The organism is Streptomyces sp. NPDC055749 (assembly GCF_053617235.1).
Genome location: NZ_JBSHFH010000008.1, coordinates 29,131 through 42,828, shown reverse-complemented (window position 1 = coordinate 42,828; position 13,698 = coordinate 29,131). Strand labels below are relative to the sequence as shown.

Sequence of the window (13,698 nt, the reverse complement as noted above, 5' to 3'; positions counted from 1 at the left end):
ATGATGAAGGTTTCTTCATCATGCCTTTCCGAGGGGCTTCTGCGCGTGATCCCTGACGCCGAGGTCGACTTCATGCCGCTCGTCGACGGCGGCGAGGGCACCGCCGAGGCGCTGGCCGCCGCGACCGTGGGCCGGCTGGTGCAGCGTACGGCGACGGGGCCGGTCGGTGAACCGGTCCGCACCCACTTCGCCCTCCTCGGCGGGCCGGGCTCCGGGCCGCGCGAGGCCGTGGTCGAGATGGCCGCCGTGGCGGGGCTGAGCCTGGTGCCGGTGGGCCGGCGGGATCCGGGTGCCACGACGACGTACGGCGTCGGCGAGCTGATCCGCGCAGCGCTGGACGCCGGAGCACACCGGATCCTCGTCGGATGCGGCGACTCCGGGACGTCCGACGGGGGCGCCGGCGCACTCCAGGCACTGGGCGCGCGGCTGCTCGACGCCGATGGTTGTGAACTGCCGCCCGGCGGGCGGGAACTCGCGCGTCTCGTGCGCGTCGACGCCACGGGTCTTGACCCACGCCTGTCGGAAGCCGAGATGCTCGTGGCGTGCAATCCGTTCAACGTACTGTGCCGGCCGCAGGGCGTCGCCAGGGTCTTCGGCCCGCAGAAGGGCGCAGGACCGCGGCAGGTCGAGGAGCTGTCCCTGGCTCTGGAGAACTGGGCGGACGTGCTCGGCCGCGACGTACAGCCACGCCTGTGCGGCGCGTCGGCCGCCACCAGGCCGCACAGTCTGCGCCACGGCCCGGGGACCGGCGCGTCGGGCGGGCTCGGCGCGGGTCTCGCCGCACTGGGCGCACGTGTACTGCCCCGCTTCGAGGTGCTGCTCGACCACCTCGACCTCGACGCGCGTCTCGCCCGCGCCGACCTGGTGATCACCGCGGAGGGCGCCCTGGACCGCCAGACACCGCGCGGCAAGATCCCGGCCGAGGTGGCGCGCCGGGCCAAGCTCTTCGGCCGGCCCGTGCTCGCCTTGGCCGGCACGATCGGTGACGGCGCCCACCGGGTACGGGACTCGGGGGTCGACGCCTACAGCGGCATCCTGCCCGCACCCGTGGAACTGGCGGAGGCGCTGAGGCGCGGCGGGGAGTTCCTCGCGGACGCCACGGAGCGGGCCCTGCGCATGGTGCTGATCGGTACGAACCTGGCGCCCTTGGGCGGCGCGGGCACGGCCGCCGCTGCCGCCGACAGGGTCCTGGCAACGGCGGAGTAGCGGCCGGAGGCACGGCTTATGCGCCACGGCAGAGGGCGTTGTCGATCAGGTTGCGGAGGGCGTCCTCCTGGCGGGCCGCCACGTCCGGATCCGCCGGGCGGCTGTGCGCCGAGACGGTGACGGTGCGTCGGGCGTCCGTCGTGGTGGCAGCGCGGATGACGTAGCCGAAGCCGCTTCCGCCGTGTCCGAGGTATCCACCGCCGCAGGACAGCGGGGTGAGGAACAGCCCCAGACCGTCCTGTGTGCCTGCGGGGTGGCCGCTGTCCTGCGGTACGGGGACGTAGGTGCGCATGGCGGCGAGTGCGGCGGGCGTCAGGAGCCGGCCGCCGGCCAGGGCGGTGAAGAACTGATTGACCTCGTCGGCCGTACCCGTCATCGAGCCGTCGGCTCCGCTGTCGAAGGGACGGTAGGGAATCGTGGTGTCGGTGAAGGGCCCGTTCACGGTGAACTGCTGGTGGTTGGCGGCGTGCGGGTACGGAAGGTGGGGCGAGGTGCCGGGTGTCGCTGTACGCCGCAGGCCGAGCGGGCTCAGGATGCGGTCGTGGACCTGCTGTTCCCAGCTGCGGCCGGTGAGCTTCTCGATGATCATTCCGGCGAGCACGTAGTTGGTGTTGGAGTACGCCCAGTCCGTCCCCGGCAGGAACTCGGGTTCGTGGCGCATGGCCATGGCGACGAGCTGTGCGGGTCGGTAGGCGTGCCATCGGTTGGAAAAGTACGTGTGGGCACTGGGCTCGGGGAACACGTCGGCCGTGTAGTCGTACAGGCCGCTGGTGTGCTGGAGCAGATCGCGGACGGTGACGGTCCGGCCGTCGTTGCCCGCGCCGGACACGACCCCGGGCAGCACCTGCTCCACCGTCTGGTCGAGGGTCAGTCGCTTCTCGTCCACGAGTTGCAGCAGGACGGTGGCGACGTACGTCTTGGTGATGCTCCCCAGCCGCAGGTAGCCGTTCCTGGGGACCGGGCGGCTGCTCCCCTGTTCGCTTACACCGGAACGCGCTGTGACGGTCCCGCTGGGCGTGGTCAGACGGACCGATACCCCTGTGACACCGGTATCCCGCAGCAGGTCGGCATCATGCTGCACGGACCGGTCCCCGGCCGGGGGTCGTGGTGTGACGGCCGAGGCCGCAACGGTTGACGGCACGGAAACGGTCAGAGCCAGGACAGCGGCTGACACCCATAAGCGACGAGATCTCATGCCCCCGAGGCTAGGAACCGCAGACTCGGCCGGACGACCCGGGCCACCCCCCGAAACATCGGGGGCCAACCGGATGGACAGCCCTCAAGTACGACCCTGACCTCGGCTGCCGGGTGACACAGTCCTAGCCCGGCTTGATGGTGGCGAGCTGTCCGAGCAGGAGGATCAGCCGGTATGCCTCGCCGAAGTCGGCGGCGGTGAAAGTGACCGTACGGCCGCCCTCGGCGCGTGAGACGCCGGGCACGAGCATGGCCAGATCGACCGTGGACGAGCTGTAGAGGTCCACCTCCACCTCAAGTGGCCCGGCCAGGGAGAGCGGCAGCACCTGTGCACGACCCGCAAGCGCCTCGGCGGCCGACCGGCGCAGACGGTCCCGGGCCTCCTCGGGGTGCAGGGCGACGGCGGCGACCTGGCCGAGGGCCTGCTTGACCGCGACGGTGGCCGCGGAGGGGACCAGTTCGCTTAGTTCGGCGCAGGCGACGTCGTCACCGCTGAGCAGTACGACCGGGACGCCCAAGTGCCCTGCCATGGCGGCGTTGAGACCGATCTCTCCCATGGACCGGCCGGCCACGCGCACGTCGAGAATCTCGCCGTTCATGGTGTGGGCCAGAACGGCCGGTCCATCACCGGCACGGGCGTGGTAGCCGATGAGCATGAGCGCGTCGGTGTGCTCGTCGAGCCCACCGAGCATGCCCAGAGGGCGCGGCTTGCCGCGAACGAGCTGTGCCCGTCGGTCGAGTTCCTCCGGAAGCAGGTTCCGGAACGGCCCGTGCGCATCGGCCACCCACACGACGGAATCCGGTTCGGCATCCAGGACGCCGGCGATCACGGCGTTTGCTTCGGCCGTCATCAGCGCTCGGCCGCGCTCGTAGTCGTAGCCGGCCGGATTCGTCTCGGTGGGATGCACGATCCCCGAGATGCCTTCCATATCAACGGAGATCAGGACCCTCATGATCCGGGAGTCTACGCACGTTCGCGGGGTCACGGCCTGCGGCCCGTTCTGCCCATACAGGTACTGACAGGGCCCCCGACTCACTCCGCAACAGGCCGGGCTGCCCGCCTACGGCAGAACCCGTGACGCGGGGTCCGGCCTCCGCCGGGTCGCTGGATCAGCCCGTGCCGAGATGCCGGAACGTCCCCCGGCACATAGCTTCCAGGTGACTCTGTTACGTCATGGGAGGTGCCGGTGTCCGCCCCCGCCCTTCCTTGCAGGTCTGTACTGAAGGCCGTTCTGGTCGCCGTACTCGGTACAGCACTCCTGCTCGCCGCGCTGCCACCACCCTCGTACGCCGGGCCACGCACTACCGCGCCCACGCCCGCACCGGAACTCGGTACAGCGAACGGTCTCTACCGGTACAGCTACTCCCTGGGCCTCCACCCCTTCACCGGCCCCCACGATGTACGCGAGCAGCTCACCGGCAACTTCTGGCTGTTCCCGGTGAGCGGTGACTGTCCGTCCCGTATCCGTGCGGGGGACGAGTGCGACCTGCTGGGCACGAATCCGGTGCGGGTGGAGGAGATCGCGTACGACTACCTGCAGATCGCCACCCTTCCTGGGCACGATCTCGGCGACGGCCTGCACATCCGCTTCACGTTCACCCGGAGCCTGGGCTTCCACTATCTCGTCGTGACCGCCTGGCAGAACAAACCGACCCGCTGCACCGAGAAAAGGCTGTGCAACATCGCGAGCCGGGTGGGTGCCTGGGGACTCTGGAGAGTCCTCGCCGAAACGCTGACCGTGTCCGCGTACGCCGCCTGACGATGCGCTGGGAACCCGATGCTGGTCACAGGCGTCTACTCGGCACGAACACGAGGGGGAGCCGAATGAGCAGGACCGGGCAATGCGCGCGCGTGCTTCTGGCGGCGGCCATGGTGATGTCGGCAGCGGCGTGCACGGCGGGCAGCAGTGGTGGTGGAGCTGGATCGGCCTCCTGCGCGCACCGATTCGTCTACGAGGACCGGTCGTATCAGGACGTGGCGAACGTGGACTTCACGGTCGGGAGGAAACTCGGCACCGCCACCGAACCGCCCTGCTACGACACCGGCAGCCAGGACGAGAACACGGAGCCGACCACGACACAGACCGCCTTCGCGGTGGACGGCATCCCTCCCGGGGTGGCCATCGCCGTCGGGGACTCACCGGCGGAGGCCACGCTGTTCGCCGCGTACTCGGGCTCAAAGCTCCCGCCCGAGGTGCGGAAACTGATCCGCGGCTCGGCCATGTCAGACCCATCTGCTGAGATACCCGCATGACCGTTCGTGATGTGGCTCGGAAGTTGCCGAGCATTCCTGCGCTTCGAGACCGTTGCCGTGCGATGGCGATGGTCGAAGCGGTGCTCAAGCCCGACAGCCCGTACCGCCGCCATGGTTTCGTCGCGCGCTGGCGGGAGAAGCAGGAACTGGCGTGGATGGACAACGGAGGGGGCGACGAGTACTCCATCGTCTTCTCGTCGGCCGGTGTGTACATCCGGGGCTTCGACCACACGTCGCCCTTGAGTCCCTACGTCGGCGATGGGCAGCCCTGGCCCGGGATCTTCGACGATGTCCCGGAGGTGTTCCGGGCGTATACCCGGGACCCTGAGTTCGGACTCGACGACATAGCCCATGTGACCGCCTGCCTTTGGCGGGAGGCGGCGGACAGCCAGTGGCGGACGGGCGACGTCGATTTCGACACCACCTCCACCGTTCCGGACGGTGCAAAGTGGCTGTTCGGCTTCCTCACCGACACCGACACCGACAGCTCCCCCGAGCATTTCGGGGAATGGGCAGCGCAGTACTACGACATGCCGGTCGACCCGGCGGCGGTACGCCACGTGTTCGCGCTGCGGCCGCTCACGCCCGATGTGGTCTCGGCCCTGAACCCCGAAGTGACACTGGACGCGCTCGCGGACAACATCGCCTCCATCGGATACCCGCGGGGCGACGGGCGCGACACATGACCTCCGGGACCACGGGTTCCGACCGTGCGACGCGGCTTCGCCTGCTTGCCGCCGCGATCGACGGGGAAGTCGAAGCCGAGTTCTGCGACTCCGCTCGGAAGTGGACGTTCGTATGGACGGACGGGCCCACGGCCGAGGCGGTACGGCGCGCCGCCCTGGAGGCGGAACCGGAAGCCGCCGAAGGGGTTCGGTACGTACGCCGGTTTTCGGAGGATGCCGTCGCCCTCGGTGCGATCCGGCTCGCCGTCGCCACCTCTCCCGACGATGCCCGCAGCCGCCCCGCGATCACTCCACGCGCAGTCGAGGAGTTCTGGCGGGACGTGCCGTTCCCGAGCCCTCGCACGGAGCGCGAACGTGTGCTGATCTACGCGGTGATCTACCAGGTGCGCGACGGCCACCACCGTAACCGGGCCGATCCGGAGGACATCTGCGACCTGATCGGTCACGCAGGTCTCGCACCGCTCCTCCGGCGTGCGGGAGGGGAACTGACTCCCGTCGAAGTGTTGACGGCCCATTACGCCTCGACACACGCTCATCCCGCCTGGCGGTACCGCCTGGCCCCGATGGCGGCCACGACGGTGTTCCAAGCGGTCGTCGGCGATCCGAAGGCAACCAAGGAGCTCCTCGCCGCGGCCCTGACGCTGCTCCCCGGGCTGCCCGACACGTTCGGCAGCGCCGCGGCCGGCCTCCGAGCCCGTCTCCACCGCCTGGAGGGGACTAGCTGACAGAGTTCGGGGCGGACTGGTGTTTCGACGTGCGGGATCACTCTTTCGTGGGAGACGGTGGACCCGCCCCCTTCGTCGGGGGCGACCCGTTCTGCCAGACCCGCTGGCATAGCAGACCCGCTGGCACATCTGAGGAGACTTTCCATGAACTGGACCCTCGAGGTCATCCCGGTACCCGTCACCGACATGGACCGGGCGAAGGAGTTCTACGCGAACAAGGCCGGCTTCAAGGTGGACCTCGACGACGAGGTGGCCCCGGGTATGCGGATCATCCAGGTGACCCCGCCCGGCTCGCGGTGTTCCATCGCGATGCTCCAGGGAATGCCCGCGGCCCCCGGCATGAAGGAGATGGCCCCGGGCACACTGCAGGGCCTCCAGCTCTGTGTCACCGACATCGAGGCGGCCCGTGCGGAACTGATGAGCCGCGGCGTGGAGGTCTCGCCCGTCCGCCATGTCGGCGCCACGGGCTGGGAGGACGGCAAGGGCGAGACCTGGAACTCGTTCATGTCCTTCGAGGACCCGGACGGCAACGGCTGGGTCGTCCAGGAAGCACCGTCGGAGCTGTCGGAGCGCTGAGCGCAGCCGAATCGTGCAGCGCCGCCGGCCGGCGGTGCTGCACGATCGCGGCATGCACAAGGGCGACGTTCACGTCATCGTCGCGCCGCCCCGGTCGCGACCCGCGGCAGCCCCGTCACGGCCATCACGAGTGAGTACAGCGAGGTCGTCGCCGTGATGAAAAGCCGGTTGTTCTTCGGTCCGCCGAAGGCGATGTTGGAGACCGGCTCGGGCACGTGAAGCCTGCCGATGAGCGTGCCGTCCGGGTCGTAGCAGTGCACTCCGTCGTCGAACGCGGCGGCCCACAGCCGTCCGTCGTCGTCCATGCGTATGTTGTCGAACCCGCCGTCGGTGCGCTCGGCGAAGACCTTCCCGTCGGAGAGGGTGCCACCCTCGCGCACGTCGAAGACGCGGATCTGGCGGGCGCGCGTGTCGGCGACGTACAACTGCCGTTCGTCCGCGGAGAAGACCAGGCCGTTCGGACCGTCGAAACCGTCAGCGACCCGGCGGATCTCGGCGGTCACCGGGTCGATCCGGTAGACGTCGCAGGTGCCGAGCTCGCTCTCGGCGCGATAGCCCTCGTAGTCGCTGGTGATCCCGAAGTCGGGGTCCGTGAACCAGACCGAGCCGTCGGAGCGTACGACCGCGTCGTTCGGGCTGTTGAAGCGTCTCCCCTCGAAGCGGTCGGCGAGCACGGTGACGCGGCCGTCGTGCTCGGTGCGGGTGACGCGCCGGTTTCCCTGTTCGCAGCTCACCAACCGGCCCTCGCGGTCCAGTGTGTTGCCGTTGATGTGCCCTGCCGGCGAGCGGAAGACCGCGGTCGCGCCTGTCGCCTCGTCCCAGCGCAGGAGACGGTCGTTGGGGATGTCGCTCCAGATCAACTGCCGCCAGGCCGGCAGATAGAGCGGGCCCTCGGCCCAGCGGCAGTCGGCGTGGAGCCGTTCGAGCCGTACGTCGCCGTTGGCGCACCTGCCGGTACGGAAACGCTCGTCCAGGATCTCGTACAGATTGTTGACCATCTCGCCGGACACAGTCCACCCCTCACCAGATGTTCCCGAATGTCATTCGGTATGACTTCAATATGTCAGAACCAGATATGGTGTGGCCATGGGGATGGTGAACGGGATCGTGGACGAGATCGACCGCGCGCTGATCGCGGAACTCCAGCGCGACGCCACGCAGGCGTACTCGGCGCTCGGCAAGGCGGTCGGCCTCTCGGCGGGCGCGGCGCACGAGCGCGTGCGCAAGCTGCGGGAGCGCGGTGTCATCCGCCGTACGACGGTGGAGGTCGAACCGGCCGCCCTCGGCCATGGCGTGCTCGCCTTCGTGATGGTCGACTCGTCGGCCTGGATGGGCGATTCGGCCGCGGCCTTCGCCGCGATCCCCGAGATCCAGGAGGCGCACGTCATCGCCGGCGCCGCCTCGGTCCTGGTGAAGGTGCGTACGGCCACCACCGAGGAGTTGCAGCAGGTCCTGCGGCGGCTGTACGCCATCGAAGGCGTGAGCGGCACGCACGCGACGGTCGCACTGGAGACCTTCTTCGAGAGGCCGGTCTCCGCCGGCTGATCCCGGGTCCCCCGTTCCCGCCCCGGGAAGCCGGAAGGCCGCTGTGCGGACACAGTGGACGGAGAAGACCTGAGCGGAGGCGGAGGCGCCATGGAGAGCAAGGACACCGGGACGGGGCTGCGCTGTCTGGTGACAGGGGCGACGGGGTACATCGGCGGTCGTCTCGTGCCCGAGCTGCTGGACGCCGGGCACAGCGTGCGCTGCCTGGCGCGCACTCCCGAGAAAATGCGCGACCACCCCTGGGCGGACCGGGTGGAGACCGTCAAGGGCGATGTGACCGACCCGGAGACGCTGCGCCCCGCACTGCGGGACATCGATGTCGCCTACTACCTGGTGCACGCGCTGGGCGCGGGCCCCGGTTTCGAGGAGAAGGACCGCGAGGCCGCCCGGACCTTCGGCAGGGAGGCGCGGGCCGCGGGCATCCGCCGCATCGTCTATCTGGGCGGCCTCACCCCGGTGGACGTCCCGGACGCGGAACTGTCCCCGCACCTCCGCTCCAGGGCGGAGGTCGGCCGTATCCTCCTCGAATCGGGCGTACCGACCACCGCGCTGCGTGCCGCCGTCATCATCGGCTCGGGATCCGCGTCCTTCGAGATGCTGCGCTACCTCACCGAGCGGCTGCCGGTCATGGTCACGCCCAGCTGGGTGTCGACGAGGATTCAGCCGATCGCGGTCCGCGACGTGCTGCGTTACCTCGTGGGCAGTGCGCGGATGCCGGACGAGGTGAACCGCACCTTCGACATCTGCGGCCCCGACCTCTTGACGTACCGCGACATGATGCAGCAGTACGCGCGGGTGGCGGAGTTGCCGCACCGGCTGATCCTGCCGGTGCCGATGCTGACTCCGGGGTTGTCCAGTCACTGGATCGGGCTGGTCACACCGGTCCCCCGGTCGATCGCCCGCCCGCTCGCGGAGTCCCTGCGTCACGAGGTGGTGTGCCAGGAGCACGACATCGCCCGCTACGTCCCCGACGGGCCCGGGCAGCCCTTCCCGTTCGGCACCGCGCTCACTCTCGCCCTGCAGAGGGTCCGCGAGGCCAAGGTGACCACCCGGTGGTCCTCGGCCTCGACCCCTGGCATTCCCAGTGATCCGCTGCCCACCGACCCCGACTGGGCCGGCGGCAGCCTCTACAGCGATGTGCGCGAACGTGACGTCGATGCCACGCCGGAGGCGCTCTGGCGCGTCATTGAGGGGATCGGCGGTGACCACGGCTGGTACTCGTTCCCGCTGGCCTGGGCCGTGCGGGGCTGGCTCGACCGGCTGATCGGCGGTGTGGGGCTGCGCCGTGGCCGACGGGACGCGGAGCGGCTCAGGGTCGGTGACTCGCTGGATTTCTGGCGGGTCGAGGAGATCGAACCCGGGCGTCTGCTGCGGCTGCGCGCGGAGATGCTCCTGCCGGGCGCGGCCTGGCTGGAGATGTACTGCGAGCGCGGCACCGACGGGCGGTCCCACTACCGGCAGCGGGCGGTCTTCCACCCGCGCGGGCTGCTGGGCCACGCCTACTGGTGGAGTGTCTCCCCCTTCCACGCCGTGGTCTTCGGCGGCATGGCCCGCAACATCGCGCTCGCGGCCACCAGGCCCACGGCACCCACACAGGTGAAATCCTCCGTACCTCGCTGAACTCCGCATCCGGGAAGTGCGGTGGGACAGAAGGTGAACTGTTCCGCTTCGATTTTCACCAGGGGTGCCACCATGACCGTCGCAGTCGTCCTGTTCACGTCCAACCTTCGGCTGCACGACAATCCGCCCCTGCGCGCGGCGCTCGACGCGGCGGACGAGGTGGTCCCGCTGTTCGTCGTCGACGAGGGCATCACCGACGCGGGTTTCGGTGTCCCCAACCGTCGCGCCTTCCTCGCGGACTGTCTCCGCGACCTCGACGCCGGACTGCGTGACCGGGGCGGGCGTCTGGTGATCCGCTCGGGCCGGCCCGCCGAGGAGGTCTGCCGTGTCGCCGCCGAGGTGTCCGCCCACGATGTGTACATGGCCGCGGGAGTGACCACGTACGCGCACCTGCGTGAGGAGCGCCTCCGCGCCGCTCTGGAGTCGCAGGGGCGCCGGCTGCACGTCCACGACGCCGTCGTCACCGCCGTCACCCCGGGCGCGGTGACCCCTGCGGGCTCGGGTTCCGACCACTTCGCGGTGTTCACGCCGTACTTCCGGCGGTGGTCCGAGCAGCACCTGCGGGACGTGTTCCCGGCTCCGCGTACGGTACGGGTGCCGGACGGGCCCGGCTCGGAGGACGTGCCCTCGCGTGCGGCTGTACCGGGTGTGGCCGAGGGCCTGGCCCGGGGCGGCGAGAGCGAGGCACGGCAGCGGTTCGCGGCGTGGCGGCGCCACGGGATCGCGGAGTACGAGGACCGCCACGACGATCTGGCGGGCGACGCCACCTCGCGGCTCTCCCCCCATCTGCACTTCGGCACCCTCTCCCCCGTCGAGCTGATCCACCGGGCCCGCGCGGCGGGCGGGCCGGGCGCCGACGCCTTCGTACGACAGGTGTGCTGGCGGGACTTCCACCACCAGGTCCTTGCCGCCCGCCCGGCCGCCGCGCACGCCGACTACCGGAACCGGCAGGACCTGTGGCGCACCGAACGGTCCGCGTCCGACGAGATCGAGGCGTGGAGGGAGGGCCGGACGGGCTATCCGATCGTGGACGCCGCCATGCGGCAGCTGCGGTACGAGGGGTGGATGCACAACCGCGGACGTCTGATCACCGCGAGTTTCCTGGCCAAGACCCTGTACGTCGACTGGCGGATCGGCGCCCGGCACTTCCTGGGTCTGCTGGTGGACGGCGATGTCGCCAACAACCAGCTGAACTGGCAGTGGGTGGCCGGCACGGGCACGGACAGCCGGCCCAATCGCGTACTCAACCCCGTGCTTCAGGGCAAGCGGTACGACCCCGATGGCGCGTACGTACGCCGCTGGGTGCCCGAGCTCGGCGGGATCGAGGGCGGCGAGGTGCACGAACCGTGGAAGCTGAAGGGCCTGGACCGCGCCCGGTACGACTATCCGGAGCCCGTGGTGGAGCTCGCGGAGGGTCTCGCGCGGTTCAAGGAGGCGCGGGGGCTGTCGTGAGGTTCCGGCGAGGGACCGCGCGTACCCGCAATCCGCCGCTCGTACCGCTTCCCTTTCGTACGACTGGGGCCGTGGTGTTGTCCTCGGTGGAGCACGACGGCCCGCCGCTGAGGATCTAGCGTCTCCGGAACCACCCCGAGGCGAGGAGCGGCACGTGAACTGGCTCATCCATGACTACCGTGAGGACGATCTGGCGGCGGTCGTCCATCTGATCGATACGACGGCGGGCCTCGGCCAGGAGTCCGTCTTCTCGCTCGCCGAGTGCATCAGCGCGCTGACGTCCCGCCAGCCCGCGGTGGTCGCCGTCCACCGCGGCCGGCCCATCGGCGCGGCGCTGGCACATGTGTCCGGCGGCCGTGCCTGGGTGATGCGGATCGCCATCGAGCCGGCCTGGCGCGGCCGGGGCCTGGCCAGCGCGCTGCTGGTGGAGCTCGAACGCCGGCTGATCGAGGCGCGGGTGCGCCGCATCGCCTATGTGCTGGCGGAGGAGGAACAGCTCGGCGAGGGGCTCAAGAAGGCCGGTTACACGCGGCGGCCCGCCGTCGCCTACTTCGAGAAGGCCGAACCGGCCACGGGCACCCCGGCCAACCTCCTGGAGGAGCTGGGCGGCCGGGTGCTGTCCGGTGATCTGTGGGACAAGGTCGCCGGGATGGAGGCGGAGAAGAGCCTCATCGAGCGCCGTGTCGTCATGCCGCTGGCCGAACCCGAGCGTGCGGTCCGGCACGGAGTCGTTCCGCCCCGCGCCATCACCCTGTTCGGCCCGCCCGGGACCGGCAAGACCACCTTCGCCCGTGCCATCGCCTCGCGCCTCGGCTGGCCCTTCGTCGAACTGCTGCCGTCCCGGCTGGCCGACGAGGGCAATCTCGCCGCCGCGCTGCGCACGGCCTTCGCCCGGATCGCGGAGCTGGAACGGGTGCTGGTCTTCATCGACGAGGTCGAGGAGATAGCTCCCGTACGAGGAGAGCGTCCGGAGCCCGGCATGCACGGCGTCACCAATGAGCTCCTCAAGCTCATTCCCGGATTCCGCGAGCGGGACGAGCGGCTGCTGGTGTGCGCGACCAACTCCATCCGTTCGCTCGACCCGGCCTTCCTGCGCCCGGGCCGGTTCGACTATCTGGTCCCGATCGGCACCCCGGACGCGGCGGCCCGTGCGGCGATCTGGTCGCGCTACTCGGCCGGGCGGGACGACATCGACGTGGACGCGCTGGTCGCGGCGAGCGAGCTGTTCACCCCGGCCGACATCGAGCACGCCGCCCGGACTGCGGCCCAGGCAGCGTTCGAACGCGACTTCGCCGAGGCGGGTGCCGACACCGAGGACTATCTCGCCGCGCTCAGCCAGTGCAAGCCGACCGTCACCCCGGCCGTCATCGCCGAGTTCATGGCCGACATCACCACGCACGCCCGGACCTGAGCCGCTCCCGGACCACCGGCGGCCCGTCCTCGTACGAGGCGGGTCGTCGGCGCGTCATGAGGGACCGGGGCAGCGCTCCGGGCAGACTTTCCCCATGGCCAACGTAACGAAAGCAGCCCTCGAAGGCGGCCCCGACGATCTTCCCGAGCGGATCGTCGCGGTCACCGAACCCGGGGTCGATATCAAGATCCCGTTCCGTGGCGGGTACGAGCACTTCAAGGCGACGAACCGTCACGAGAAGACCGCGGAGGGCCAGTTGCCCGTCTACGAATGGTGGGAGCGCACGGAGGTACCCGGCTAGCCGTTCTCCAGAACGCAGCCCGTGGCCACCCGCGCGTAGGAGTGCAGCGCGCTGATCACCTCCGGCCGCGACCGTCGGCCGGCGAGCACATCCATCTGGTAGCCGTCCTCCATCGCCACGAAGTTCGAGGCCGTCATGCGCGCGGTGTCCGACAGTGCGAAGTGGCCCTGGGACTCGCCGAGCACCAGGATTCCCTGGTAGACCCCGATCTGGCGCTCCGTCAGGACGCTGTCGAGGGCAGCGGCCTTCGGATCGCGCAGGGTCCGGGGCCAGTACTCGAAGAGAAGCCGTGGCAGCCGGTCCTGCGGGCCGGCTGCCACACCGGACGCGATACAGGTGCGCAGCCGCTCGCGCGCGTCCGTGTGCTGCTCGGCCGCCGCGTCGCGGTCCCGGCAGAACCGCTCGATGGCCTGCTGGAACGTCTCGTACATCAGCGCGTCGAGGTCTTCGTAGTAGTAGAGGACCGCCGCGGGCGTGACGCCCGCCTCCTCCGCCACGTCCCGCAGCCGCAGCCCTTCGAGGCCCCGGCTCAGCAGTGCCCGCCCGGCGGCCTCGCTCAGCTGAGCCCGCCGCGCCTCCTGGTCCTTGCGCCGTGCCACCGCGCCCCTCACTCTCGCATTCGCTGAATCGAAACGAAACGATACCGCTCCAGGGGTTGACCACGCCATCAGCCTTTCGTTAAATCGCCGTTTAACGAATAGTCGTTGCCTCGTGCCATCTCCTCCTGG

General features: G+C 70.0%; 15 protein-coding genes. 11 read left to right on the top strand and 4 right to left on the bottom strand.

Annotated elements, in window-relative coordinates:
* Positions 1–1,206, top strand: a complete 1,206-nt coding sequence (locus ACWGO0_RS08140) for a glycerate kinase family protein (RefSeq protein ID WP_453529820.1) — start codon at positions 1–3, stop codon at positions 1,204–1,206.
* A gap of 16 nt (positions 1,207–1,222) precedes the next feature.
* Here the strand turns inward: ACWGO0_RS08140 and ACWGO0_RS08135 are convergent, their stop codons facing one another.
* Together ACWGO0_RS08135 and ACWGO0_RS08130 are read right to left on the bottom strand one after the other, a co-directional pair.
* Positions 1,223–2,287: a serine hydrolase domain-containing protein gene (locus ACWGO0_RS08135; protein WP_453529817.1), complete on the bottom strand. Its 1,065-nt coding sequence runs from the start codon at positions 2,285–2,287 to the stop codon at positions 1,223–1,225.
* 238 nt (positions 2,288–2,525) lie between these two features.
* The gene (locus ACWGO0_RS08130) at positions 2,526–3,353 is read right to left on the bottom strand and encodes a M55 family metallopeptidase (RefSeq protein ID WP_453529814.1); all 828 of its coding nucleotides are present in this window, start codon (positions 3,351–3,353) and stop codon (positions 2,526–2,528) included.
* Positions 3,354–3,587: 234 nt separating this feature from the next.
* Between ACWGO0_RS08130 and ACWGO0_RS08125 the strand changes: the two genes are divergently transcribed.
* The 5 genes from ACWGO0_RS08125 to ACWGO0_RS08105 all read left to right on the top strand — a co-directional run bounded on the left by ACWGO0_RS08125 (position 3,588) and on the right by ACWGO0_RS08105 (position 6,641).
* The gene (locus ACWGO0_RS08125; RefSeq protein ID WP_453529811.1) at positions 3,588–4,160 is read left to right on the top strand and encodes a hypothetical protein; all 573 of its coding nucleotides are present in this window, start codon (positions 3,588–3,590) and stop codon (positions 4,158–4,160) included.
* A 65-nt stretch (positions 4,161–4,225) separates the two neighbouring features.
* A complete protein-coding gene (locus tag ACWGO0_RS08120) occupies positions 4,226–4,654 on the top strand; it encodes a DUF6281 family protein (protein WP_453529808.1) in 429 nt (142 codons plus the stop codon).
* 62 nt (positions 4,655–4,716) lie between these two features.
* Positions 4,717–5,340, top strand: coding sequence for a hypothetical protein (locus tag ACWGO0_RS08115; RefSeq protein ID WP_453529805.1), 624 nt, complete (start codon positions 4,717–4,719; stop codon positions 5,338–5,340).
* Entirely contained in the window at positions 5,337–6,065 is a 729-nt protein-coding gene (locus tag ACWGO0_RS08110) for a hypothetical protein (protein ID WP_453529802.1), read from the top strand. The genes ACWGO0_RS08115 and ACWGO0_RS08110 overlap by 4 nt, the downstream gene beginning before the upstream one ends.
* Positions 6,066–6,209: 144 nt before the next feature.
* A complete protein-coding gene (locus ACWGO0_RS08105; RefSeq protein WP_453529799.1) occupies positions 6,210–6,641 on the top strand; it encodes a VOC family protein in 432 nt (143 codons plus the stop codon).
* Positions 6,642–6,715: 74 nt separating this feature from the next.
* Here ACWGO0_RS08105 and ACWGO0_RS08100 read toward each other — a convergent pair whose 3' ends face one another.
* The gene (locus ACWGO0_RS08100) at positions 6,716–7,639 is read right to left on the bottom strand and encodes an SMP-30/gluconolactonase/LRE family protein (protein ID WP_453530228.1); all 924 of its coding nucleotides are present in this window, start codon (positions 7,637–7,639) and stop codon (positions 6,716–6,718) included.
* A gap of 109 nt (positions 7,640–7,748) precedes the next feature.
* Between ACWGO0_RS08100 and ACWGO0_RS08095 the strand changes: the two genes are divergently transcribed.
* From ACWGO0_RS08095 to ACWGO0_RS08075, 5 genes are all read left to right on the top strand, one after another.
* Complete coding sequence (locus ACWGO0_RS08095) at positions 7,749–8,186, top strand: Lrp/AsnC family transcriptional regulator (RefSeq protein WP_453530225.1); 438 nt, start codon at positions 7,749–7,751, stop codon at positions 8,184–8,186.
* A gap of 90 nt (positions 8,187–8,276) precedes the next feature.
* On the top strand, positions 8,277–9,806 hold the full coding sequence (locus ACWGO0_RS08090; RefSeq protein ID WP_453529796.1) for an SDR family oxidoreductase: 1,530 nt from the start codon (positions 8,277–8,279) through the stop codon (positions 9,804–9,806).
* Positions 9,807–9,878: 72 nt separating this feature from the next.
* The gene (locus tag ACWGO0_RS08085) at positions 9,879–11,258 is read left to right on the top strand and encodes a cryptochrome/photolyase family protein (protein WP_453529793.1); all 1,380 of its coding nucleotides are present in this window, start codon (positions 9,879–9,881) and stop codon (positions 11,256–11,258) included.
* Between the two features lie 154 nt (positions 11,259–11,412).
* Complete coding sequence (locus ACWGO0_RS08080) at positions 11,413–12,669, top strand: ATP-binding protein (protein ID WP_453529790.1); 1,257 nt, start codon at positions 11,413–11,415, stop codon at positions 12,667–12,669.
* Positions 12,670–12,763: 94 nt separating this feature from the next.
* On the top strand, positions 12,764–12,970 hold the full coding sequence (locus ACWGO0_RS08075) for a DUF5988 family protein (protein WP_453529787.1): 207 nt from the start codon (positions 12,764–12,766) through the stop codon (positions 12,968–12,970).
* On the opposite strand, the gene ACWGO0_RS08070 is transcribed toward ACWGO0_RS08075, so the two are convergent.
* Positions 12,967–13,569 carry a TetR/AcrR family transcriptional regulator gene (locus tag ACWGO0_RS08070; RefSeq protein ID WP_453529784.1) on the bottom strand — a complete coding sequence of 201 codons (603 nt, stop codon included), beginning with the start codon at positions 13,567–13,569 and terminating at the stop codon, positions 12,967–12,969. The two genes, ACWGO0_RS08075 and ACWGO0_RS08070, sit on opposite strands and share 4 nt — an antisense overlap.
* Positions 13,570–13,698 lie beyond the last annotated feature (129 nt).

Bases quoted from the DNA above. Each gene is read 5' to 3' on its own strand.
- ACWGO0_RS08090 (WP_453529796.1), top strand. From the start codon at position 8,277: ATGGAGAGCAAGGACACCGGGACGGGGCTGCGCTGTCTGGTGACAGGG.
- ACWGO0_RS08115 (WP_453529805.1), top strand. From the start codon at position 4,717: ATGGCGATGGTCGAAGCGGTGCTCAAGCCCGACAGCCCGTACCGCCGC.
- ACWGO0_RS08105 (WP_453529799.1), top strand. From the start codon at position 6,210: ATGAACTGGACCCTCGAGGTCATCCCGGTACCCGTCACCGACATGGAC.
- ACWGO0_RS08120 (WP_453529808.1), top strand. From the start codon at position 4,226: ATGAGCAGGACCGGGCAATGCGCGCGCGTGCTTCTGGCGGCGGCCATG.
- ACWGO0_RS08100 (WP_453530228.1), bottom strand. From the start codon at position 7,639: ATGGTCAACAATCTGTACGAGATCCTGGACGAGCGTTTCCGTACCGGC.
- ACWGO0_RS08130 (WP_453529814.1), bottom strand. From the start codon at position 3,353: ATGAGGGTCCTGATCTCCGTTGATATGGAAGGCATCTCGGGGATCGTG.
- ACWGO0_RS08140 (WP_453529820.1), top strand. From the start codon at position 1: ATGATGAAGGTTTCTTCATCATGCCTTTCCGAGGGGCTTCTGCGCGTG.
- ACWGO0_RS08075 (WP_453529787.1), top strand. From the start codon at position 12,764: ATGGCCAACGTAACGAAAGCAGCCCTCGAAGGCGGCCCCGACGATCTT.
- ACWGO0_RS08085 (WP_453529793.1), top strand. From the start codon at position 9,879: ATGACCGTCGCAGTCGTCCTGTTCACGTCCAACCTTCGGCTGCACGAC.
- ACWGO0_RS08110 (WP_453529802.1), top strand. From the start codon at position 5,337: ATGACCTCCGGGACCACGGGTTCCGACCGTGCGACGCGGCTTCGCCTG.